Here is a 20,393-nt window from a genome sequence, read left to right as displayed (position 1 = left end):
AACGAAGATATATGGCAATTTTAAATTTTCAAAAGCCCGATAAAGTGATAATGATTGAATCTACAGATTTTTCTGGTAGATTTGAATTCAGACCTTTAGAGCCAGGTTTTGGTCTAACGGTCGGAAATGCTCTTCGAAGAGTATTATTATCTTCTTTAGAAGGTTTTGCAATCACTTCATTGCGTTTAGATGAAGTAGAACACGAATTTTCAACAATTAAAGGAGTTGTTGAAGATGTTACAGAAATCATCTTAAATTTAAAACAAGTACGTTTTAAAAAGCAAATTGATGAAACTGACAGAGAAACAGTATCTATTGCAGTTTCTGGTCAAGACCAATTAACTGCTGGTGATTTACAAAAATTTATTTCTGGTTTTCAAGTATTGAATCCAGATTTAGTAATCTGTAACATGGACAAGTCTGTAAAATTAAATGCAGAAATCACTATCGAAAAAGGTAGAGGATTTGTTCCCGCAGAAGAAAACAAGAAGTTATCAGCTCCAATAGGAACTATTTTCACAGACTCTATTTACACTCCGATTAAGAATGTAAAATATGGAATTGAAAACTTTCGTGTTGAGCAAAAAACGGATTATGAAAAATTAGTTTTCGATATCGATACTGATGGATCTATTAGTCCTAAAGACGCATTAACTGAAGCTGCAAAAATATTAATCCACCACTTTATGTTATTCTCTGATGAGCGTATCACTTTAGAGGCGGATGAAATTGCACAAACAGAAACCTATGATGAAGAATCATTACATATGCGTCAGTTATTGAAAACAAGATTGATCGACATGGATCTTTCTGTTAGAGCTTTAAATTGTTTAAAGGCTGCAGAAGTAGATACATTAGGAGACTTAGTTTCTTTTAACAAAAGCGACTTAATGAAGTTCCGTAACTTCGGTAAAAAATCTTTAACAGAACTAGAAGAACTAGTTATAGTAAAAGGTTTGAATTTCGGAATGGACTTAAGCAAATACAAATTAGATAAAGATTAATCTTTCATATTTTTGCTCCTCAAAAAGGGTTGAGCAAGATGAAAGGACAAAACAAACGTCATGAGACACGGAAAGAAATTTAACCATTTAGGAAGAAAAACAGCGCATAGAAAAGCAATGTTAGCCAATATGACTTGTTCTTTAATAGAGCACAAGCGTATCAACACTACAATTGCAAAAGCAAAAGCATTGCGTTTATTCGCAGAGCCTTTGATCACCAAATCTAAATCAGATACAACTCATAACAGACGTATTGTTTTTAGTTATTTACGTGACAAATTTGCAGTTACAGAATTATTCAAAGAAATCTCTGTGAAAGTAGCAGACAGACCAGGAGGATATTTACGTATCATCAAGTTAGGAAATCGTCAGGGAGACAATGCTCCTATGGCAATGGTAGAATTCGTAGATTACAACGAAATCTATAATCCTAAAGGAACTCAAGCAAAGAAAACAACTCGTAGAGGAAGAAGCAAAAAAGCCGATGCTCCACAAGTTGAAACTCCAGCTGCAACAGAAGAAAAATCTGAAGAATAAGAAAGATGAAAATTTTTTAAATTTATAATAAAGGGATAAGCGTTTAACGTTTATCCCTTTTTTTTTATATTTACTTAAAATCTATGAACATGAAAAAAATCTTTTTTATTTTATTTAGCCTTGTCTTTATCTTTACAAATGCACAAGATGACAGTCAAAACACAAACACACGTATCACCACTGTTGGTGATTTAACAGGTATGGGTACTGGATTGTGGGTGCGCTTTAATTCTTCTGGCAATGTAAAGGGATCTCCCTACCTTTTTGATACTTGGACCAATGTCGCAAACATTTTTTCTGGAGATGGTAAGAGTTATACCGTTCGAAATATGAACTACGATACCAAGATCGATCGATTTGTTACAAAGATTTCTGTAGACTCCGTATATGTTTTTAATACACGTTCTTTAAAACAAGTTAAAGTCAATAACCAGTTTTTTAAACTATACAAAAAGGGCAATCAGTATTCATATCTTGAATTGATTGCTTTTGGGAAAGGGAAAGAAATTTTAAAGCAAAGTGTAAAGAAAATTAAAAAAGGTGCAAAAGACCCTTTTACAAATTCGTACAAGCAGGATAAGTATGTTTTAAAAGTGAACTATTTTATCAATTCAGAAGCAGGAATGCAAGAATTGGAACTCAAAAAGAAGCCATTTTTAGCCCTATTTGGAAAGGACGCTTCTCAAATCAAAAAATATATAAAGAAGCACAGGTTGTCCATCAAGGAAGATCTCGATATCGCCGAAATATTTAAATATTACAATCAAATTTAAGCAGACATAAAAATGGGGGAAACGTTAAACGTTTATCCCTTTTTTTATATTTTTGCAACAACAAACACAACTACAATAAATGAAATATCAATCAAGAAAAAAAGCACTAGTTTTATTAGCAGACGGAACCATTTTTTACGGCAAATCTGTAGGTGTTCAGGGTACCGTTACAGGAGAAATTTGTTTCAATACAGGAATGACTGGGTATCAAGAAATTTTTACTGATCCCTCTTATTTTGGGCAATTAATGGTTGCGACCAATGCACATATTGGAAATTACGGGGTAAATGATCATGAAGTTGAATCTGATGGAATCAAAATTTCTGGGTTAATTTGTAGAAATTTTAGTTTTACACATTCAAGAGTAGATTCTAATGGGAACTTGAACGATTGGTTTACAAAACATCAATTAGTAGCCATTTCAGATGTAGATACAAGGGCCTTGGTTTCTTATATTAGAGACCATGGAGCTATGAATGCAATCATTTCTACCGAAGTAGACAATATCGAAGCTTTGAAAAAACAATTGCTAGAAACTCCTAATATGGAAGGCTTAGAATTGGCTTCTAAAGTGTCTACAAAAGAGCCTTATTTTGTTGGAGATGAAAATGCCGAATTCAAAATCGCTGCTTTGGATATCGGGATTAAAAAAAATATTTTAAGAAATTTTGTAAAAAGAGGCGCTTACATCAAAGTGTTTCCATACAATGCTACTTTCGAAGAATTGGCATCCTTTAATCCAGATGGATATTTTATATCTAATGGTCCTAGTGATCCCCAACCTTTAATTGAAGCCCAAGAAGCTGCAAAAGAAATTATCAAAAGAGATCTTCCGCTCTTCGGAATCTGCCTTGGCCACCAAGTAATTGCATTGGCAAACGGAATTTCTACCTACAAAATGCACAATGGGCATCGAGGAATCAATCATCCAGTCAAAAATTTAATCACTGGAAAAGGTGAAATCACTTCTCAAAATCATGGTTTTGCGATCAATAGAGCAGAAGCAGAAGCCCATGAAAATGTTGAAATCACCCATGTACATTTAAATGATCATACGGTAGCTGGAATTCGAATGAAAAACAAGAACGTATTTTCTGTTCAATATCATCCAGAAGCAAGTCCTGGACCACATGATGCAGAATATTTGTTCGATCAATTTATCGAAAATATTAAAGAGAGTAAAATAGCAGTTTCCTAACTGCTATTTTTTTTTGAAGTTTGTGTCGGCTTCGTGAAATCGTTTTCGTAAGAATCTTTACGAAGAGACACTAAAAACAATGGTTTTTAGTAAATTGCAGCTTCAAAAGAATACAATAAATAAACAAATAAAAATAGAGCATTATGAGTATTATAATTAACATTCACGCGCGTCAAATATTTGATTCAAGAGGAAACCCAACCGTAGAAGTAGATGTAACTACTGAGAATGGTGTTATGGGAAGAGCTGCTGTTCCTTCTGGAGCATCAACAGGAGAACATGAAGCAGTTGAGCTTCGTGATGGTGGAAAAGCCTACATGGGTAAAGGAGTTTTAAAAGCTGTTGAGAATGTAAATCAAATTATTGCTCAAGAATTATTAGGAGTTTCTGTATTTGAACAAAATACAATTGATCAATTAATGATCGATTTAGACGGAACACCTAACAAATCAAAACTAGGAGCAAACGCTATTTTAGGAGTTTCTTTGGCTGCGGCTAAAGCAGCTGCTAACGAATTAGGATTGCCTTTATATCGTTATGTAGGTGGAGTTTCTGCTAATACATTGCCAGTACCAATGATGAATATCATTAATGGAGGTTCGCATTCTGATGCCCCTATTGCTTTTCAAGAATTTATGGTGATGCCAGTAAAAGCAGAAACCTTTTCTCAGGCAATGCAAATGGGTTCTGAAATCTTTCACAACTTAAAGAAAGTATTACACGATCGTAACTTATCTACAGCAGTAGGAGATGAGGGTGGTTTTGCACCCACACTAGAGGGTACAGAAGATGCTTTAGATACGATTGCATTGGCAGTTAAAAATGCAGGATATACATTAGGTGACGATATTATGATTGCCTTAGATTGTGCAGCAGCAGAATTTTATGTTGACGGAAAATACAACTATGCGAAGTTTGAAGGTGAAACTGGAAAAATTCGTACAAGCGAAGAGCAAGCAGATTACTTAGCTGAACTAGCAGCCAATTATCCAATCATCTCTATTGAAGATGGAATGGATGAAAACGATTGGGAAGGTTGGAAATACTTAACCGACAAAATTGGTGACAAAGTACAATTGGTTGGAGACGATTTATTTGTGACAAACGTAGAACGTTTATCAAGAGGAATTGAAAATGGAATTGCAAATTCAATTTTGATCAAAGTAAACCAAATTGGAACCTTAACAGAAACAATAGCTGCTGTAAATATGGCTAAAAATGCAGGATATACTTCAGTAATGAGTCATCGTTCTGGTGAAACAGAAGACAATACTATTGCTGACTTAGCCGTTGCATTGAATTGTGGTCAAATTAAGACCGGTTCTGCTTCTCGTTCAGACAGAATGGCGAAGTACAACCAATTGCTTAGAATTGAAGAGCAATTAGGGGATACTGCTTATTTTCCAAAAGAAAAAGCGTTTAAAATTTAATTAAAAAGAATTTTCAAAAATGCAAAGCCTCAAAAATTTATTTTTGAGGCTTTTTTTGTGCTTAAAAAAAATAGAAGTTAAATCTTTTATAAAATCAAAAATTCCATTGTTTTCAATTTTAAAAATCCTATAAAAATTGGTATCTTCGCCTAAGTTTAAAAATTTAAAACAAATACGAAGATGCCAGATATCGCTAAGTTGCAAATAGGAGAGAATTCATATGAGTTTCCACTTGTAAAAGGTTCGGAAAATGAAGTTGCTATAGATATAAAAACATTAAGAGGTGTCACTAATGGTGTAATTACAATTGATCCAGGATACAAAAATTCAGGTTCTTGCACAAGCTCCATTACTTTTTTAGATGGAGAAAAAGGAATTCTTCGGTATAGAGGATATGCTATTGAAGATTTGGCTAAAAAAGCTGACTTTTTAGAAGTTGCATATGCCCTTATTTTTGGAGACCTTCCAACGAAACAAGAAATAAAACAATTTCATACAGACATTCAATCTCAATCTATTGTTGATGAAGATGTAAAGAAAATCATGGATGCGTTTCCAAAGAATGCGCACCCAATGGGTGTGTTGTCCTCATTAACAAGTGCCTTGGTTGCTTTTAATCCAAGTTCTGTAAATGTAGATTCTAAAGAGGAAATGTACAATGCGATTGTAAAAATAATGGGTAAATTCCCTGTTTTAGTTGCTTGGGCATTGCGTAAAAAACAAGGCTTGCCTTTAAATTATGGATCGAAGTCTTTAGGATATGTAGAAAATATCATGAAAATGATGTTTGAACAGCCCAATGAAGAATACGTTGCAAATCCTGTAATTAAAGATGCTCTAGATAAATTATTAATTTTACACGCCGATCACGAACAAAACTGTTCTACTTCTACAGTGCGAATTGTTGGATCTTCTCATGCAGGGTTGTTTGCTTCTTTATCAGCAGGGATTTCTGCTCTTTGGGGGCCATTGCATGGAGGTGCTAATCAAGCAGTTCTTGAAATGTTAGAGGCCATTAGAGAAGATGGAGGAGATACCAAGAAATACATGGCAAAAGCTAAAGATAAAAACGATCCATTTCGTTTGATGGGATTTGGACACAGAGTATATAAAAATTTCGATCCTAGAGCTACAATTATAAAAGTAGCTGCCGATGAAGTATTGAAAGACTTGGGAATTGAAGATCCAATTTTAGACATTGCAAGAGGACTTGAACAGGAAGCGTTAAATGATCCATATTTTGTTGATAGAAAATTATATCCAAATGTAGATTTTTATTCAGGGATTATCTATAGAGCAATGGGAATTCCTGTTGAGATGTTTACTGTTATGTTTGCTTTAGGTCGATTGCCGGGTTGGATTGCACAGTGGAAAGAAATGAGAGAGAACAAAGAGCCTATCGGTCGTCCACGTCAAATATATACTGGAGAGAATTTAAGAGAATTTGTTCCCCTAGAACAACGATAGATCGAATCAAATTATTTAAAAAGAGACTCTCTAAAAACAGTTTTTAGGCAGTCTTTTTTTTATGCGCATCTTTATAATTATATTTAGATAGTCAAAACAATACATAGCACCCTATGAAAATTAATATTCAAGATGAAGTTTCTCGATTGAGAGCTGTTCTTTTAGGAACCGCCAAGAGCAATGGACCTGTTCCAAGAGCAGCAGATTGTTACGATCCAAAAAGTAAGCAGCATGTGTTAGCAGGGACCTATCCGAAAGAAGAGGATATGATTGTTGAAATGGAAGCAGTTGCAGCAATTTTTAAAAAATATGATGTTACGGTCTATAGACCCGAGGTTGTAGAAAATTACAATCAAATTTTTTGTAGAGATATTGCCTTTTGTATTGAAGATAAAATCATTAAAGCCAATATTTTACCCGACCGAGAAAAAGAATATAAAGCCATGTCGCAGGTACTCAATCAGATTGCTCCAGAAAACATTATCGAACTTTCTGAAGAGTGTCATGTAGAAGGTGGAGATGTGATGCCTTGGGGAGATTATATTTTTATAGGAACTTATTCGGGTACCGATTATGCTTCCTATATTACAGCAAGAACAAATATCGATGCAGTGATTGCGATTCAAGAATTGTTTCCGGATAAAATTGTAAAATCTTTTGAGCTTCGTAAAGACAATGACAATCCAAAAGAAAATGCACTGCACTTAGATTGTTGCTTTCAACCTTTGGGGCAAGGAAAAGCAATTCTTCATAAAAATGGTTTCTTGAACGATACTGAATATCAGTGGTTGGTCGATTTTTTCGGAAAAGAGAATATTTTTGAAATTACCAAGGAAGAAATGTACAACATGAATAGTAATGTATTTTCAATTTCAGAAGATGTAGTTATTTCTGAAATCAATTTCACAAGATTAAACGCATGGTTGCGTGAAAATGGATTTACTGTTGAAGAAGTACCGTATGCAGAAATTGCCAAACAAGAGGGATTGCTTCGGTGTTCTACACTACCTTTGATTCGAGATTGATTGCAGCAATCAATAAGTAAATATTTTCAAAAGGCTTTTGACAGAACCGCAGTGTTATGTTGCTATGCTACAGTGAGAATTTCTTAAGATTTTCTACCAGAGAGTATGGCAGTTGTCATTAAACCAATTCCAAGTCCGATAAGGATGGATCCAACAAATGCCAATGGTGAGGTCTGTAGGTAAAAGAATCCTACTCCAACCCCAATGAGTATTCCTCCTCCAATTGCCCAGGTACTTTTGTCTTCTTTCTTGTTTGTCATTTTGTTTTTTTTAAAATTAAATTCACAGGTGTCTAGGTGCCTAAAATAATAGGAAACAGTAGGGTGAGGAACTAAATAATGTGATTTATAGAAAGTGTAATATTCGCAATTTACATATTTATTTTCATAATAGTAGAAAAAACAATAAAATTGAGTTTATTTTTATTGATCAAATGATTGTAAGCAGATGTGGCAGCGTATTTAGCCCAGTTCTCCTCGGTGTGGACGTAAAGCATCTCTATAGGTTTTCATATCCACTTCTGCGATGGTGATATAAGCAGTACAAAGCATTGGGTTTTTTTGGTGGACTCCTATTTCATAATATGAAAGGTTTTCTAATTCGGCAAATTCTTTCAAGTGAATGGTGTGGTGTTTTGCAGTTTCAGTAGCATCCTCTCCTCTAAAATCCCATAATAATTTTATTCTTCTACTCAAAATAGCTTGCTTTTAATGATTGATAAAAATAAGTAATTCTCCAGATTCAAATTCAATTTTCACCTCTTTTTCTGTAGCAAAATTTCGAGTTCCAATTTTTGTGCCAAAAGTTAAATCTTCTTTATGTAAAGGGTATTGCAATCCTTGTGTATTGATTTCAGTAGCTATCGGAAATGGAAGAAGCGAGATTGTTTTCTGATGGCAGTTTGTCACTATAACCGATTTCTCACAAAAAAAATAGCGTCCAAAATCATCATAAAAAGTAATAGTAAGACGGTCTTTCCATTGCAGTGCAGTATGAAGGTTTCCCAAAAAATGATCTTGCTCTTTTCCACTTGCACCGTAAACATCAATTATTGTTCCTTTACGATCATAAAGAATTTGCAATATTTTGTCAAAATCCGTCAGCTCCTGATTGGGTGTCTGTATATTTTCAATATCGGAAGGGAGAGTTTTTATTGAGTCAAAATCACCACTAACAAAGTGAGGAGAGATGTTTTTTTCGTTGAGAAAGTCATAGGCTCCATCAGTTGCACAAACAATGTCATAGACCGATAGGTCTGGTAACTTTGTCGGTTTTTCACCATTCAGTACTAAAAAAACATGTTGGCTTTTCATGGGGGTAAAAATACCTAAAATTCAAGTAAAAGATTTAGTAGAAATAGTTTTATCTTTGATGCAAATATGACACTTTTGAATACTTCAGAATTTATTTCGACCTCTCCATTAAAAATGATCCCCAACGCTAGCTTTACTTGGAAGACACCCAGTAATATTGCGCTTGTGAAATATTGGGGGAAAAGCGATCCGCAAATTCCCAAAAATGCTTCGATCAGTTTTACGCTAAATAATTGCCATACCATAACTACCATCGATTTTTCTTTGAAAGATTCTTCCTCAGGGGTTGATTTTGAGTTGTTTTTTGAAGGAAAAAAGAAAGCAGAATTCAAGCCTAAAATTGCCGAATTCTTTAAAAGAATTGAGCAATATTGTCCTTATATTTTTGATTACGAGATGCATATTCATTCAGAAAACTCTTTTCCACATAGCAGTGGGATTGCGTCTTCGGCAAGTGGATTAAGTGCGATAGCTATGTGTTTAATGAGCTTAGAACAAGCATTACACCCTGAGATTTCACAAGCCTTTATCAATAAAAAAGCCTCTTTTTTAGCACGATTAGGTTCTGGAAGTGCCAGTAGAAGTATTGGAGGTCCATTGGTGGTTTGGGGCGCACATCCTGACATTGAAGGAAGTTCTGATTTGTATGGAGTTCCATTTCCATATCAAGTGCACTCTAATTTTGCGAATTATAAAGATGCCATTTTGTTAGTAGATAAGGGGGAAAAGCAAGTTTCGAGTAGTTTGGGTCATCATCTAATGATTGATCATGCCTATGCAGAAAATCGATTTCAACAAGCCAATGAAAATTTGTCAAAAATGTCTCAAATTTTACAGAATGGTGATGTGAACGCCTTTATCAATTTGGTTGAAAGTGAAGCCTTAACTCTACATGCCATGATGATGACGAGCATACCCTATTTTATTCTGATGAAACCCAATACCTTGGAAGTCATCCAGAAAGTGTGGAAATACAGAGAAGAACAGGATAGTCAGCTTTGTTTTACGCTGGATGCTGGAGCGAATGTACATTTGTTATACCCAGAACGTGAAGAAAAAAGTGTTAACTCTTTTATAGAGAGTGTTTTGTCTTCGTATTGTGAAAAAAAGCAATATATTTGTGATCGTGTAGGATTGGGTGCAACTCAATTATAATTGTAAGAAATTGTATTTTTGCATTGTTTTCTTGCTGATGCAAATGTTCTCAGAAAACGGACAGGTTGCGTAGATTTTTAGGAATGATATACGTCAATACTAAAATTAAAATCTCGTTTTACTAATTAGTTGTATTTTTGTAAAAAAAAACATGAAAGGACCCTTATTTTATGCTAAAATCTTACTCTTTGGAGAGTATGGAATTATCAAAGATTCCAAAGGATTGGCAATTCCCTTTAACGCATACAGAGGTGCTTTAAAAACAGCAGATGTTTTGACGGATGTCGCAAAAAAATCAAATCAAAATTTACAAAAATTATACGCATATTTAGCTGATTTTCAAACAGACTTGGTGCAGTTCAATTTAGAAGCATTAAAATCGGACATCGATGCAGGGATGTATTTTGATTCTTCCATTCCTCAAGGTTATGGTGTTGGGAGTTCAGGGGCATTGGTAGCCTCAATTTATGATCAATATGCTGTAAATAAAATTACCGTTTTAGAAAACCTTACGAGAGACAAACTATTGCAACTTAAAGAGATTTTTTCTTTGATGGAATCCTTCTTCCATGGAAAAAGTTCAGGACTAGATCCCTTGAATTCGTATTTGAGTTTGCCTATTTTGATCAATTCAAAAACAAACATTGAACCCGCTGGGATTCCTTCTCAAAAGCAAGGAAAAGGCGCTGTGTTTTTATTAGACTCAGAACAAATCGGAGAAACAGCACCAATGGTCAACATCTTTATGAACAAGATGAAAAATGAAGGCTTTAGAAAAATGATAAGTGAGGAGTTTGCTACCACGACAGATGCCTGTATTGAAGATTTTCTTCAAGGAAATGTGCATTCGCTGTTTGGCAATGTTAAATTGCTTTCGAAGCTGGTTTTAAAGAATTTTAAGCCTATGATTCCTACTGCTTTTCATAAAGTATGGGAAGACGGACTTCTTACAAACGATTACTATCTAAAGCTCTGTGGATCTGGTGGTGGTGGTTATATTTTGGGCTTTACAGAAGATTATGAAAAAGCGCTAAAAAGCTTAGAAAACTATAAGCTGGAATTAGTGTATCGATTCTAAAAAACCTTGCATGCTTCCTTTTACCTTCAGACGAATACTCTATAAATTCTTAAGCCTTCTGTCTGTTGTTCGAGGATACAATATTTTGACACTTATTGCTGCTCAATATTTAGCTGCTATTTTTGTGTTCTCTCCAAATAAATCCCTAGGTCTCATTCTTTTTGATTTGCATCTTTTGTACCTCATTCTTGCCACTGTTTGCGTTGTAGCTGCAGGGTATATCATCAATAATTTTTATGACCAAAAAGTAGACCGAATCAATCGGCCAATAAAATCAAATTTGGATAATTATATCAAACAAGAAACGATTTTAAAATTGTATTTTTTTTTAAACGGGGTTGGGTTTGTCTTAGGAGCTTTTATTTCTTTAAAGGCAGCTTTGTTTTTTGCAGTTTATATTTTTGGAATCTGGTTCTACTCTCACAAACTCAAAAAAATGCCATTTACAGGTCTCTTTTCGGCAGCAATATTGACTATTTTACCTTTTTTTGCCATCTTCATCTACTTTAAGAATTTCTCTTCAGTCATTTTTATGCAAGCAATTTTTTTGTTTATTGTGATTGTCCTTCGAGAGCTCATTAAAGATTTAGAGAATATGAAGGGAGCAATTGCTAATAATTTCACCACCTTTCCAGTGGCGTATGGTGAGCGAAAAACCAAACAAGTTTCTTTGTTTTTAATGACCGCAACGATCATTCCTATTGGTTTTTTAGTTCCTCATCCAGCGATTGGTTTTATGCAATATTATTTTTATTTTGTACTGATTTCGTTTCTGTTTCTAGGAGTTTATTTGTGGAAGTCAACCCATAAGAATCATTTCAGAATTTTGCACAACCTTTTAAAGCTACTTCTCCTCATTGGAGTTATTTGTTTGGTTTTTATTGATCCTTCTTTAATTATTGAAAAAGTAATTGAGAGAATGAATTAAGATCTTCAATTTGAGTATCTTTGCAAAAATTTTTATAAATGAATACAAATAGAAACTCGTCGCGAGGACGACAAGAGGGAAAGAAAAGTACTCCTCTAAGTAGAAAAAGTACAAAGAAAAGTGCTCCATTGAGCAGAACCACTCCAAAGAAAGAATTTAAGAAAATTCATTCTGTTCATAAAACAGATGAATCTGCAGGAATTCGTTTAAACAAATACATTGCAAACTCGGGCGTATGTTCTCGAAGAGAGGCAGATACGTATATTGAACACGGTAGTGTTGAAGTAAACGGGCAGTTGGTGACCGAAATGGGCTATAAAGTTCAACCTGACGACGTGGTTCGTTTTGATGGAACTTCGATAACTCCAGAACAAAAAAAATATGTGCTTTTAAATAAGCCAAAAAACTATATTACCACCATGGACGATGAACGTGGTAGAAAAACAGTGATGGATTTGGTTGCGAATGCTTCCAAAGAGAGAATCTATCCTGTCGGTCGTTTGGATAGAAACACAACAGGATTGTTGTTATTTACCAATGACGGAGAAATGGCTAAGAAGTTAACACATCCAAAACACAATGTTCGTAAATTGTATCATGCGACCTTAGACAATAAATTGGCCTTAAAGGATTTAGAGAAATTAAGAGGTGAAGTTATTATTGAAGGAAAAAAAGTATTTATTGATGCTGTTTCTTATGTAGATGGTGAGCCAAAAAATGAAATTGGAATCGAAATTCACTCCGGTAGAAATAGAATCGTCCGTAAAATATTTGAACACGTTGGGTATAAAGTGTCCAAGTTAGATCGTGTGGTTTTTGCTGAATTGACTAAGAAAAATTTACCAAGAGGAAGATGGAGAGAACTGACTAGCCTGGAGGTCAGTAAGTTGCAAATGTTACAATAAAACTAAAATACTTAATCAAATACAACCCAAACCTACTTGTTTGGGTTTTTTTATGAATTGGTCTTTAGTAATAGCCTATTTATAAAAAGACTAGCTCGTTGCTCTTATTTCTTCCAAGTACCTCCATAGGTATAGTTAGGATTGTCTTTTTTAACGTCTTTTAGACATTCTTTACAAACAAACACCCATTCTTTTGGGTTTTTATATTGTACTCGGTACATGGTAGAAAAGTCTACTTTACAAATGGTACACTGTTTTATTCGTTGTTTCGTCATTACTTAATTCTCTTGTAACCTCACTTTCAGGGTGTAATATACCCATTTTAGATTTCTCTTTCTACATTTCCAGAGCAACCTATCGAGCAACCTGTATTCTTGCTATTAGAAACCCAATATACAGGTTGTCTATTTCAGGTGAGGACACCGAATATTTAACCCGAAATGAAGTTTCTAAGGTGTTAAACGTAACTGTTCAAACATTGAATAACTGGAGAAGGGAGGGATTCTTAAATCCACTAAAAATAGGAGGTAGGGTGTTGTAAAGAAAAGAGGATGTGTATAGTAACTCACGGCTGCTTGCGTGAGTTGTTTTGAATTTGATTATTTCTTTTTTTGTAGATGTGTCAGAACCCTAATCAAAATAAGTTAGAAGATACTTTTCTGTGAAAAGGGGAAGGTTCATTCTTTTAGAATTTATTAAGTAAAGATCTAAGTAATTATTTTCTTTATTAAAATTATTAGTATGGTGTTTAAAAATATAAATATATTGATCAATAACCCCTCTATATGACCTATTAAAATCATTAAAAGTGAAATATTCTAATATGTTATCGATACTCAAGGAGTCGTTATTTTTTCTAAGAAATAAAAGTTTCATAAATATGAAATTTTGATAATGTTCAAACTTGAAAAATTGGTTATAATTCCTGTGAGAATTAACTTTTTTTATAATCCAATCCATCACTTTAAAATTTTTTGTAAGAATTGAAGAAAATATAATTTCGAAAAAATATTCTATGGGTAGTTCCTCTTCTCTTTTATTTAAAATAAAGTAATTTTCTAATGTATTTATTATGTCTATTTTGTTTTTTAAAATATGTTGTGAGTAGATTCTACTTTTTAAGATAGGGTGAAAATTATCATCATATGTCAATGTGTGAAATTGCTGATCTATCTTATTTTGCAGATAGATGTTTACATTTAATACTCCTTTACAGAATTCTAAAAGATGCTTTCTTTTACTATTTTTATAAATCAAACTAATAACCTTTTCATAATAAGTGTTTAAATTACTATAATCTACATTTATTGTAATAACTAAATCTTGAAAGTTTTTTAAGAGTAATAGTTTATGAGATTCAGTATTCTCTAAATTTATTTTTTTTAATAACTTTCCAATAGACATTCCAATGAGTATAAGAGAATCAAAGGAGAAATGTATTTGTTGTGTTTGTTTAAGTTTAAAAATTTTAACTAATAACTTGTAATTTTTAATTAGTATTAGTTCCCTAATAATTTGAATAAATATTATATAAAATTCATTTCTTAAATGAATTTCTTCATTGATTAATTTTAAAAGTTCTTTGTTTCTTTTTTCATGTATTAACTCAATTACTAGAAGTTCTGATTTCCATTGAAATTGTAATCCAAATTTTATTAAAAAGTCATTATAGCTTTTGTATCCATTAAATATTGCTAAAGTATCTAAAGTGTAATTGCTTGCTTTAACACTTTTAACAACTCCAAAAAAACGTCTTATTGTATTGTAGTTTAGACTTAGGTCATGGGTGATTAGCATTATTTCACTCAATCTTTTGCTATCGTTAAGGTTTGTGATATTAAAACCAATTTTCTTTTCTGTAATTTTTTTTAAGTTTAACTCCATTTAGTAAAAGTACTAAACTTGTACTATCATATTAAACAAGTAACAATAATTTTAAAAAAAAATATTTTATAGTAGTTTTAAAATCATTCAATTTCCATTATAAATTTTATTGTTAGTTTTTACTAGTAGTACAGATATAATAAACAATGAGAACATTAGAAAAACTTACTAATTCACATAAATCAATTAAATACAGGTGTAATCTGAAAAACCAAAGAGTAGGAACAATTAATAATTAAATTTAGATGGCAACAATTAGAGTGACAAAATCAAGTTCAGTACAAAGTATTAAGAGACAATTCACAGAACAGTTTAACTGTAATATTCGTATTTACAAAGGAAATAAATTTGCTGAAGACAAAACAAAAATCAGCGAACTATCCAAAACAGACAGTGCAGGCGGAGAGTTAGAGCTTGGCGCTCGAAGTCGTGTTGAAAATGTGGAACGTTACTTTAAGGAAACATTTGGGATTAAAGCTCAAATATCTAATGCTGACGACACAAAGTTAGCAGAAAACAGCATGACGCTTACACAAGCAGGGAAATTATAAGATAATTGTAACCTATTAACCAACATAAAATTTATTTCTGTTGGTTTTTTTTAGTAAAATGCTATGGAAAGGGAAGTAACAACAACAGGTTTCAAAAAATTAGAAACACTAATGAAACAGTTCAATGAACATTTCCCTTTTAAAAGAATTAAGTTACTTTCTTCAAATATGGCCGCAAAAGCAGAAAAAGGAGAGACTATTTATGGATTAGATATCGAAAAAACACTTTCGTAGGTAAGAGAAAAAACAGGTTCAGGTAAAATGTCATTCACAGGTCGTAAAAATGTGAAAACAATTGAAAGAGAATTTGATGAACTCTTTGGTCTTTATCTTCAAATATGTTTCACGGAATCTGATGGAAAACGTTACTACACTAAAAGTTCAGGTGATTCAAAAACCCTAACGGTTTTAAACAGAGAAAAAGAAGCAGCAGGCTGTAAAAAAGATATTTGGAATTAAAATTAAATAATAAATCATGGGAATATTCAATTCAATAAAAGATCATTTTAATAATGCGGAATTTTCAATTGCGCCTAACAAAAAATTAAAAACAATATCTAAAGATTTTAAATCATCATTTAATCTTTCTTTGGTTTTTTATAAAGGAAATATGATTGCTGAGGGTGATTTGACACTTGCAGCTCTTAACAAAAAAACAACTAAAAAGGTTGAAACGACTTCAAAGGAGGATGTTAAAATTAAAGGCAGTATGAAGGTTGGTGATGTAGAGGATTTGTTTGAAAACACTTATGGTGTAAAGGTTCAAATCAAAGACAAGTCTGCAAAGTCACTTGTTGATAATGATTTAACCCTAGGTAACGCCTCACGTCTATAATAATTTGTTATATGGGGTTTTGTGCATCGTGTGGATATACATTAACAGGAAATGAAAATTTTTGCCCAAGTTGTGGCAACAAATCAGTTAACGGTAATAATTACACTCAATCTAAAAAAACATTCTCTTATGAATTTTCTTCAAAACTTATTTTGGGTGGGAATGTTTTTACTCCAGACCGGTTAAATATAAATCAAGATGGAGTAACTTTTTTGAAAAGAAATAAATACCTTATTGGAGTTGACCGATCTTTTCTGTCTTTTTCAGATATTTCTTATGTTAAGGTTGATCGTCGGTTAATAAGTTCAACGGTAATCATTTCAAGCAAAGGTTCTAGAGGTATTAGAGCAGAGAATTTTTCAATCTCTGATGCGAAAAAAATTGAAAAAATAATTAGAGACAATAGATAATAATGTTTGACGAAAAAACAAAAAAAGAATTAAAAAGTTACGTCTATCTTCTTATTAATCCCGAAACAAAAGCACCATTTTATGTTGGAAAAGGGATTGGTAACCGTGTTTTTAATCATTTGATAGATGCAAAAGATGGAAAAATAGGAACAGCAAAGTTAGATCATATCCAATCCATTTTAAAAAAACACAAATCCGTTGGGCATGTTATTGTTCGCCATGGACTTAATGAAAAAACAGCCTTTCAAATTGAAGCTGCTTTAATTGATACTTTTAAGTTTATACCTACTTTTAACGACTTTGTTAGTGGAAATATCCAAGGGGGTATGAATTCAATCGAAAATGGATTGATGTCATCTGAAGAAGTGAAACGTAAGTATAATGCCTTACCACTAAATTCAATCCCTAGCACAACAATTATAATTAATATTAATGGGTCTTATAAAAATGCCTCAGGAACTGATAAGATTTATATAGCAACGAAAGAGTGTTGGCGCATGAAAGACCCTAGAGCTGGTCAAATAAAATATGTATTGAGTGAGTATAAAGGCTTGATTGTTGAAGTTTTTGAGGTAAATAAATGGTACGCCATAGAAAGACAATATAATCCAGGATCAAAAAAATCAGGGCAAACCTACATAGGTTTCGGATTTGATGGACAGGTTGCATTAAAAAAAGTTAGAAATCTTTATATTAATAAATCAGTAGCACATAAAAAAAAGAGGGGTGCATCCAATCCAATAATTTATAATCTTTAAAAACCGTATGATATGAGTAAAGAAAGTATTAAACGTCAAATTGAAGGCTATAAAAGAGATATAGATCGCCAGAAATCAAGCATTGCAGATTGTAGAGAGAATATGGCGAAGATTAGAATACGAAAAAGCCGAGATGCTGAAACTTATTCTCGACGTCTAAAAACCGCTAACTCCACAGCTCAAAAACATAGTATACGTGCTCAAAAAAAGAGAGATTGGGATCATTACTCGAGAGATCTTCAAAGAGAAAGAGATAAAATCTCTAAGTGCCGCGAAAAATGTAAAGATTATCGAGAAGATATAAAGCGTTGTAGAGAGAGAATTAAGAGGTTAAAATAAAATAATTTATTGATCACAAGTTGGAGTATTATGAAAGTTTTATCAAAATCACGTTTTAAAACAGGGCTTTCTTGCCCTAATAAACTTTACTTTAGTGGAGATAAATCCTTTAAAAATAAAGAAGACAACAATACGTTTTTAGCCACCTTGGCAGAAGGTGGGTTTCAGGTCGAGGCCCTTGCACGTTTGTCATATCCAAGTGGGCATTTTGTTGATGCTCCTTATGGAGCCTATGAGAAAGCTTACAAACAAACTCTCGAATTATTAAACCAAGATGAAGTTGTTATTTATGAGGCTGCTTTTTTGTATGACGGACTCTTTGTGATGACAGATATTTTGGTTAAAAAAGGCAACCATGTACGCCTAATTGAAGTTAAAGCTAAGTCTTATGATTCAACCCAGACTGGCACTTTTATTGGCACACGTGGCGATATTCGAAGCAGTTGGAAGCCCTACTTATTTGATATTGCATTTCAGACTTTTGTGGCAAAAAAATGTATTCCAAAGTTCCATTTCGAAGCCTTTTTTTTAATGGCTGATAAATCTAAGGTTGCAACCATTGATGGCTTGAATCAAATGTTTCGCTTACCAGATAATGGCGATATTCGTAAAGATGTTGAAGTTAAAATTTCGGCAGAAGAAGTACAAAAAACATCGGTCCTTTCAGAGGTAAATGTTACAGAAATTGTAAATGCAATCATTGCTGACGAGCATCAATATTCAGATGATTTATGTTTTTCTAAGGCAGTACCACTTCTTAGGAATAGCTATCAAAATCATTCCTACTTGAATTGGCCAACCAATTACAGCAGATGTAAATCTTGTGAATTTAAAATTGATTCAGATTCAAAAAAAGCAGGATTTAAATCCGGTTTTGAGTTTTGTTTTTCAAAGCAACATAACTGGACAGAAACAGATTTTATTCGACCAAATGTTTTTGAAATATGGAATTTTCGAGGCCAAAAACTATTAGAAGAAAATCGATTGTTTTTAAACGAATTAAAAAAGGAGGACTTTAAGGTTATTGACGAGCCTGATGCAATGAGTTCTAGAGAACGTCGCTGGGTTCAAGTACAAAAAAGACTAGAAATAAACCCTGAGCCTTTTGTTGAGCGTGAAGGATTAAAAAAAGAAATGGATAAATGGGTGTTTCCATTACATTTTATAGATTTTGAAACAAGCGCCGTAGCCTTACCTTTCAACAAAGGGAGACACCCTTACGAACAGGTCGCTTTTCAGTTCTCACATCATATGTGCCATGCGGATGGAACTATAGAACATGTTTCTGAATATATTAATGCGAATCCTGGTGAATTTCCAAATTTCAAATTTGTTGCAGCACTTAAAAAATCATTAGATAATGACCAGGTACTATTTTTCGATTTGCAACACATGAAAACAGTATCTTAAATGCGATAAAGGATCAATTAAATTTTAGTGATTACTCTGAAAAAGGTGAACTTATACGTTTTATAAAAACCATCACTATCCCACGATTAAAAGACACAGATCATTGGATACCTGAAAGACCAATGGTGGACCTAAGATTAATTATTCTTGATTATTATTACAACCCACTTACTAAAGGTTCAAATTCCATCAAGGCAGTGTTACCGGCTATTTTAAATTCCTGTAATTTTTTAAAAAACAAATACTCCAAACCAATTTCTGAGATAAATCTTACAAGCATAAATTTTGATGACCAGCATTTATGGATTCAAATTAAAGATCAAAAAGTAATCAATCCTTATAAATTATTACCACCCATTTTTAATCAATTTAGTAAAGAAGAGTTAAAACATTTCATCTCTGGATTAGACACTATATCAGATGGTGGTGCAGCGCTTACAGCATATTCAAAACTCCAATTTGTTGACATGTCTAAGAAAGAGCGAGATAGTATTAAAAAATCGTTATTTAAATACTGTGAATTAGATACCCTCGCAATGGTGATGATATACGAACATTTAAAAACGTTGATATAAATTATTTTTTGATTACAGTAACTATTTAATATTTCATGAAACAAAGGAAAACAAAAATTTGTAATTTTTTTTTATTACTTCTATTATTTGGTCCATTTGCTTTAGCTCAAACCATCATTAATACAGAAAATATGATGTTAGATGATCAAGGTAAACTCTCCTATGCTATGAGTTTTCAGGGGGATCTTAATTTTGGTAATATCGACTTAATACAATTTAGTACAGCACAGCAGTTGTCAAAGTCAGTAGATAAACATCTCTTCCGATTGCTTTTAAATTATGATTATATAAAAGAAAGTGGAACAGAAATATCTTCTGATTATACGGGTCAAATTAGATATAATTATAGAATCAATAAAAATTCATTTTTCGCATTTCTACAAACTCAAAACATTAAGTCACTTCGTATGAATCATCGCTATACATCGGGAGGAGGTTACCGCCAAAGAATGATTCAAAAAGAAGATAACTTTTGGGATCTCTCTGCTGGTTTATTTTTTGAAGACGAATTGTATGACAGTAATTTAAGTACACAAAATCAAGTTTACAACTGGAGATATAGTTTAAGTATCTTTTTAAAGCATAAATTTTCAGAAAAATTATTTATTAATTTATCACTTTACTATCAAATTAATGCTTCTAATACAAAGGACTATCGCCTATTTCTGGAACCTAGAATATATTATACATTAAATAAAATTAATATATTTTTAGATTGGACATATCGTTTTCACTCCACCCCATACATAGATATTTTTAGAACAGATAATAGCTTGAATGTTGGAATAGAATTTAATTTACAATCATAAAACCTAAAA

At 32.8% G+C, this 20,393-nt stretch carries 27 protein-coding genes; 22 read left to right on the top strand and 5 right to left on the bottom strand.

Features of this window, described 5'->3' with window-relative positions:
- Nucleotides 1-11 precede the first annotated feature (11 nt).
- From RRF69_RS02860 to RRF69_RS02830, 7 genes are all read left to right on the top strand, one after another.
- Nucleotides 12-1,004 (top strand): DNA-directed RNA polymerase subunit alpha, encoded by a 993-nt coding sequence (locus tag RRF69_RS02860; RefSeq protein WP_316940475.1) that lies wholly within the window; start codon nucleotides 12-14, stop codon nucleotides 1,002-1,004.
- A gap of 60 nt (nucleotides 1,005-1,064) precedes the next feature.
- Nucleotides 1,065-1,541, top strand: a complete 477-nt coding sequence (gene rplQ, locus RRF69_RS02855) for a 50S ribosomal protein L17 (protein WP_316940474.1) — start codon at nucleotides 1,065-1,067, stop codon at nucleotides 1,539-1,541.
- An 89-nt stretch (nucleotides 1,542-1,630) separates the two neighbouring features.
- Nucleotides 1,631-2,314, top strand: coding sequence for a hypothetical protein (locus RRF69_RS02850; RefSeq protein WP_316940473.1), 684 nt, complete (start codon nucleotides 1,631-1,633; stop codon nucleotides 2,312-2,314).
- Nucleotides 2,315-2,393: 79 nt separating this feature from the next.
- A complete protein-coding gene (carA, locus tag RRF69_RS02845; RefSeq protein WP_316940472.1) occupies nucleotides 2,394-3,512 on the top strand; it encodes a glutamine-hydrolyzing carbamoyl-phosphate synthase small subunit in 1,119 nt (372 codons plus the stop codon).
- Nucleotides 3,513-3,655: 143 nt separating this feature from the next.
- Nucleotides 3,656-4,942, top strand: coding sequence for a phosphopyruvate hydratase (eno, locus tag RRF69_RS02840; RefSeq protein ID WP_316940471.1), 1,287 nt, complete (start codon nucleotides 3,656-3,658; stop codon nucleotides 4,940-4,942).
- A 180-nt stretch (nucleotides 4,943-5,122) separates the two neighbouring features.
- Nucleotides 5,123-6,409, top strand: coding sequence for a citrate synthase (locus tag RRF69_RS02835; RefSeq protein ID WP_316940469.1), 1,287 nt, complete (start codon nucleotides 5,123-5,125; stop codon nucleotides 6,407-6,409).
- Between the two features lie 113 nt (nucleotides 6,410-6,522).
- Nucleotides 6,523-7,434, top strand: a complete 912-nt coding sequence (locus tag RRF69_RS02830; protein WP_316940468.1) for a dimethylarginine dimethylaminohydrolase family protein — start codon at nucleotides 6,523-6,525, stop codon at nucleotides 7,432-7,434.
- Between the two features lie 83 nt (nucleotides 7,435-7,517).
- Here the strand turns inward: RRF69_RS02830 and RRF69_RS02825 are convergent, their stop codons facing one another.
- From RRF69_RS02825 to RRF69_RS02815, 3 genes are all read right to left on the bottom strand, one after another.
- A complete protein-coding gene (locus RRF69_RS02825; RefSeq protein ID WP_316940467.1) occupies nucleotides 7,518-7,694 on the bottom strand; it encodes a hypothetical protein in 177 nt (58 codons plus the stop codon).
- A 201-nt stretch (nucleotides 7,695-7,895) separates the two neighbouring features.
- Complete coding sequence (locus tag RRF69_RS02820) at nucleotides 7,896-8,129, bottom strand: hypothetical protein (protein ID WP_316940466.1); 234 nt, start codon at nucleotides 8,127-8,129, stop codon at nucleotides 7,896-7,898.
- 12 nt (nucleotides 8,130-8,141) lie between these two features.
- Nucleotides 8,142-8,747 carry a thiamine diphosphokinase gene (locus RRF69_RS02815; RefSeq protein ID WP_316940465.1) on the bottom strand — a complete coding sequence of 202 codons (606 nt, stop codon included), beginning with the start codon at nucleotides 8,745-8,747 and terminating at the stop codon, nucleotides 8,142-8,144.
- Between the two features lie 75 nt (nucleotides 8,748-8,822).
- On the opposite strand from RRF69_RS02815, the gene RRF69_RS02810 reads away from it, so the two are divergent.
- The 4 genes from RRF69_RS02810 to RRF69_RS02795 all read left to right on the top strand — a co-directional run bounded on the left by RRF69_RS02810 (nucleotide 8,823) and on the right by RRF69_RS02795 (nucleotide 12,813).
- Nucleotides 8,823-9,902, top strand: coding sequence for a diphosphomevalonate decarboxylase (locus RRF69_RS02810; protein ID WP_316941099.1), 1,080 nt, complete (start codon nucleotides 8,823-8,825; stop codon nucleotides 9,900-9,902).
- A 151-nt stretch (nucleotides 9,903-10,053) separates the two neighbouring features.
- Nucleotides 10,054-10,980, top strand: a complete 927-nt coding sequence (locus tag RRF69_RS02805; RefSeq protein ID WP_316940464.1) for a mevalonate kinase — start codon at nucleotides 10,054-10,056, stop codon at nucleotides 10,978-10,980.
- A 10-nt stretch (nucleotides 10,981-10,990) separates the two neighbouring features.
- The gene (locus tag RRF69_RS02800) at nucleotides 10,991-11,908 is read left to right on the top strand and encodes a geranylgeranylglycerol-phosphate geranylgeranyltransferase (RefSeq protein ID WP_316940463.1); all 918 of its coding nucleotides are present in this window, start codon (nucleotides 10,991-10,993) and stop codon (nucleotides 11,906-11,908) included.
- Between the two features lie 38 nt (nucleotides 11,909-11,946).
- Nucleotides 11,947-12,813: a pseudouridine synthase gene (locus RRF69_RS02795; protein ID WP_316940462.1), complete on the top strand. Its 867-nt coding sequence runs from the start codon at nucleotides 11,947-11,949 to the stop codon at nucleotides 12,811-12,813.
- Between the two features lie 104 nt (nucleotides 12,814-12,917).
- Here RRF69_RS02795 and RRF69_RS02790 read toward each other — a convergent pair whose 3' ends face one another.
- Complete coding sequence (locus tag RRF69_RS02790) at nucleotides 12,918-13,088, bottom strand: hypothetical protein (protein ID WP_316940461.1); 171 nt, start codon at nucleotides 13,086-13,088, stop codon at nucleotides 12,918-12,920.
- 125 nt (nucleotides 13,089-13,213) lie between these two features.
- Between RRF69_RS02790 and RRF69_RS11735 the strand changes: the two genes are divergently transcribed.
- Entirely contained in the window at nucleotides 13,214-13,354 is a 141-nt protein-coding gene (locus tag RRF69_RS11735) for a helix-turn-helix domain-containing protein (protein ID WP_410479464.1), read from the top strand.
- Between the two features lie 89 nt (nucleotides 13,355-13,443).
- On the opposite strand, the gene RRF69_RS02785 is transcribed toward RRF69_RS11735, so the two are convergent.
- The gene (locus RRF69_RS02785) at nucleotides 13,444-14,697 is read right to left on the bottom strand and encodes a hypothetical protein (protein WP_316940460.1); all 1,254 of its coding nucleotides are present in this window, start codon (nucleotides 14,695-14,697) and stop codon (nucleotides 13,444-13,446) included.
- A 245-nt stretch (nucleotides 14,698-14,942) separates the two neighbouring features.
- Here RRF69_RS02785 and RRF69_RS02780 point away from each other — a divergent pair, with 245 nt between their 5' ends.
- From RRF69_RS02780 to RRF69_RS02735, 10 genes are all read left to right on the top strand, one after another.
- The gene (locus RRF69_RS02780) at nucleotides 14,943-15,248 is read left to right on the top strand and encodes a hypothetical protein (RefSeq protein WP_316940459.1); all 306 of its coding nucleotides are present in this window, start codon (nucleotides 14,943-14,945) and stop codon (nucleotides 15,246-15,248) included.
- A 111-nt stretch (nucleotides 15,249-15,359) separates the two neighbouring features.
- Nucleotides 15,360-15,482, top strand: coding sequence for a hypothetical protein (locus RRF69_RS02775; protein ID WP_316940458.1), 123 nt, complete (start codon nucleotides 15,360-15,362; stop codon nucleotides 15,480-15,482).
- 51 nt (nucleotides 15,483-15,533) lie between these two features.
- On the top strand, nucleotides 15,534-15,707 hold the full coding sequence (locus tag RRF69_RS02770) for a hypothetical protein (protein WP_316940457.1): 174 nt from the start codon (nucleotides 15,534-15,536) through the stop codon (nucleotides 15,705-15,707).
- Between the two features lie 16 nt (nucleotides 15,708-15,723).
- Nucleotides 15,724-16,083 carry a hypothetical protein gene (locus tag RRF69_RS02765; RefSeq protein WP_316940456.1) on the top strand — a complete coding sequence of 120 codons (360 nt, stop codon included), beginning with the start codon at nucleotides 15,724-15,726 and terminating at the stop codon, nucleotides 16,081-16,083.
- An 11-nt stretch (nucleotides 16,084-16,094) separates the two neighbouring features.
- Nucleotides 16,095-16,493: a zinc ribbon domain-containing protein gene (locus tag RRF69_RS02760; RefSeq protein ID WP_316940455.1), complete on the top strand. Its 399-nt coding sequence runs from the start codon at nucleotides 16,095-16,097 to the stop codon at nucleotides 16,491-16,493.
- 2 nt (nucleotides 16,494-16,495) lie between these two features.
- A complete protein-coding gene (locus RRF69_RS02755) occupies nucleotides 16,496-17,251 on the top strand; it encodes an LEM-3-like GIY-YIG domain-containing protein (RefSeq protein WP_316940454.1) in 756 nt (251 codons plus the stop codon).
- 12 nt (nucleotides 17,252-17,263) lie between these two features.
- Nucleotides 17,264-17,590, top strand: coding sequence for a hypothetical protein (locus RRF69_RS02750; protein ID WP_316940453.1), 327 nt, complete (start codon nucleotides 17,264-17,266; stop codon nucleotides 17,588-17,590).
- Between the two features lie 30 nt (nucleotides 17,591-17,620).
- Nucleotides 17,621-19,000: a DUF2779 domain-containing protein gene (locus RRF69_RS02745; RefSeq protein WP_316940451.1), complete on the top strand. Its 1,380-nt coding sequence runs from the start codon at nucleotides 17,621-17,623 to the stop codon at nucleotides 18,998-19,000.
- A 122-nt stretch (nucleotides 19,001-19,122) separates the two neighbouring features.
- Entirely contained in the window at nucleotides 19,123-19,575 is a 453-nt protein-coding gene (locus RRF69_RS02740) for a hypothetical protein (protein ID WP_316940450.1), read from the top strand.
- Between the two features lie 35 nt (nucleotides 19,576-19,610).
- Nucleotides 19,611-20,384, top strand: a complete 774-nt coding sequence (locus RRF69_RS02735) for a DUF481 domain-containing protein (protein ID WP_316940449.1) — start codon at nucleotides 19,611-19,613, stop codon at nucleotides 20,382-20,384.
- The last annotated feature ends 9 nt before the right edge of the window (nucleotides 20,385-20,393 follow it).

This window comes from Polaribacter sp. HL-MS24 (assembly GCF_032758595.1).
Classification (GTDB): domain Bacteria; phylum Bacteroidota; class Bacteroidia; order Flavobacteriales; family Flavobacteriaceae; genus Polaribacter.
Note: the sequence above shows the minus strand (reverse complement) of the source record. Positions and strands in the feature narration are given on the sequence as shown.

Coding starts and splice junctions, on each gene's coding strand:
- RRF69_RS02860 (WP_316940475.1), top strand. CDS start 12: ATGGCAATTTTAAATTTTCAAAAGCCCGATAAAGTGATAATGATTGAA.
- rplQ (WP_316940474.1), top strand. CDS start 1,065: ATGAGACACGGAAAGAAATTTAACCATTTAGGAAGAAAAACAGCGCAT.
- RRF69_RS02850 (WP_316940473.1), top strand. CDS start 1,631: ATGAAAAAAATCTTTTTTATTTTATTTAGCCTTGTCTTTATCTTTACA.
- carA (WP_316940472.1), top strand. CDS start 2,394: ATGAAATATCAATCAAGAAAAAAAGCACTAGTTTTATTAGCAGACGGA.
- eno (WP_316940471.1), top strand. CDS start 3,656: ATGAGTATTATAATTAACATTCACGCGCGTCAAATATTTGATTCAAGA.
- RRF69_RS02835 (WP_316940469.1), top strand. CDS start 5,123: ATGCCAGATATCGCTAAGTTGCAAATAGGAGAGAATTCATATGAGTTT.
- RRF69_RS02830 (WP_316940468.1), top strand. CDS start 6,523: ATGAAAATTAATATTCAAGATGAAGTTTCTCGATTGAGAGCTGTTCTT.
- RRF69_RS02825 (WP_316940467.1), bottom strand. CDS start 7,694: ATGACAAACAAGAAAGAAGACAAAAGTACCTGGGCAATTGGAGGAGGA.
- RRF69_RS02815 (WP_316940465.1), bottom strand. CDS start 8,747: ATGAAAAGCCAACATGTTTTTTTAGTACTGAATGGTGAAAAACCGACA.
- RRF69_RS02805 (WP_316940464.1), top strand. CDS start 10,054: ATGAAAGGACCCTTATTTTATGCTAAAATCTTACTCTTTGGAGAGTAT.
- RRF69_RS02800 (WP_316940463.1), top strand. CDS start 10,991: ATGCTTCCTTTTACCTTCAGACGAATACTCTATAAATTCTTAAGCCTT.
- RRF69_RS02795 (WP_316940462.1), top strand. CDS start 11,947: ATGAATACAAATAGAAACTCGTCGCGAGGACGACAAGAGGGAAAGAAA.
- RRF69_RS02790 (WP_316940461.1), bottom strand. CDS start 13,088: ATGACGAAACAACGAATAAAACAGTGTACCATTTGTAAAGTAGACTTT.
- RRF69_RS02785 (WP_316940460.1), bottom strand. CDS start 14,697: ATGGAGTTAAACTTAAAAAAAATTACAGAAAAGAAAATTGGTTTTAAT.
- RRF69_RS02780 (WP_316940459.1), top strand. CDS start 14,943: ATGGCAACAATTAGAGTGACAAAATCAAGTTCAGTACAAAGTATTAAG.
- RRF69_RS02775 (WP_316940458.1), top strand. CDS start 15,360: ATGAAACAGTTCAATGAACATTTCCCTTTTAAAAGAATTAAGTTACTT.
- RRF69_RS02765 (WP_316940456.1), top strand. CDS start 15,724: ATGGGAATATTCAATTCAATAAAAGATCATTTTAATAATGCGGAATTT.
- RRF69_RS02760 (WP_316940455.1), top strand. CDS start 16,095: ATGGGGTTTTGTGCATCGTGTGGATATACATTAACAGGAAATGAAAAT.
- RRF69_RS02755 (WP_316940454.1), top strand. CDS start 16,496: ATGTTTGACGAAAAAACAAAAAAAGAATTAAAAAGTTACGTCTATCTT.
- RRF69_RS02750 (WP_316940453.1), top strand. CDS start 17,264: ATGAGTAAAGAAAGTATTAAACGTCAAATTGAAGGCTATAAAAGAGAT.
- RRF69_RS02745 (WP_316940451.1), top strand. CDS start 17,621: ATGAAAGTTTTATCAAAATCACGTTTTAAAACAGGGCTTTCTTGCCCT.
- RRF69_RS02740 (WP_316940450.1), top strand. CDS start 19,123: ATGGTGGACCTAAGATTAATTATTCTTGATTATTATTACAACCCACTT.
- RRF69_RS02735 (WP_316940449.1), top strand. CDS start 19,611: ATGAAACAAAGGAAAACAAAAATTTGTAATTTTTTTTTATTACTTCTA.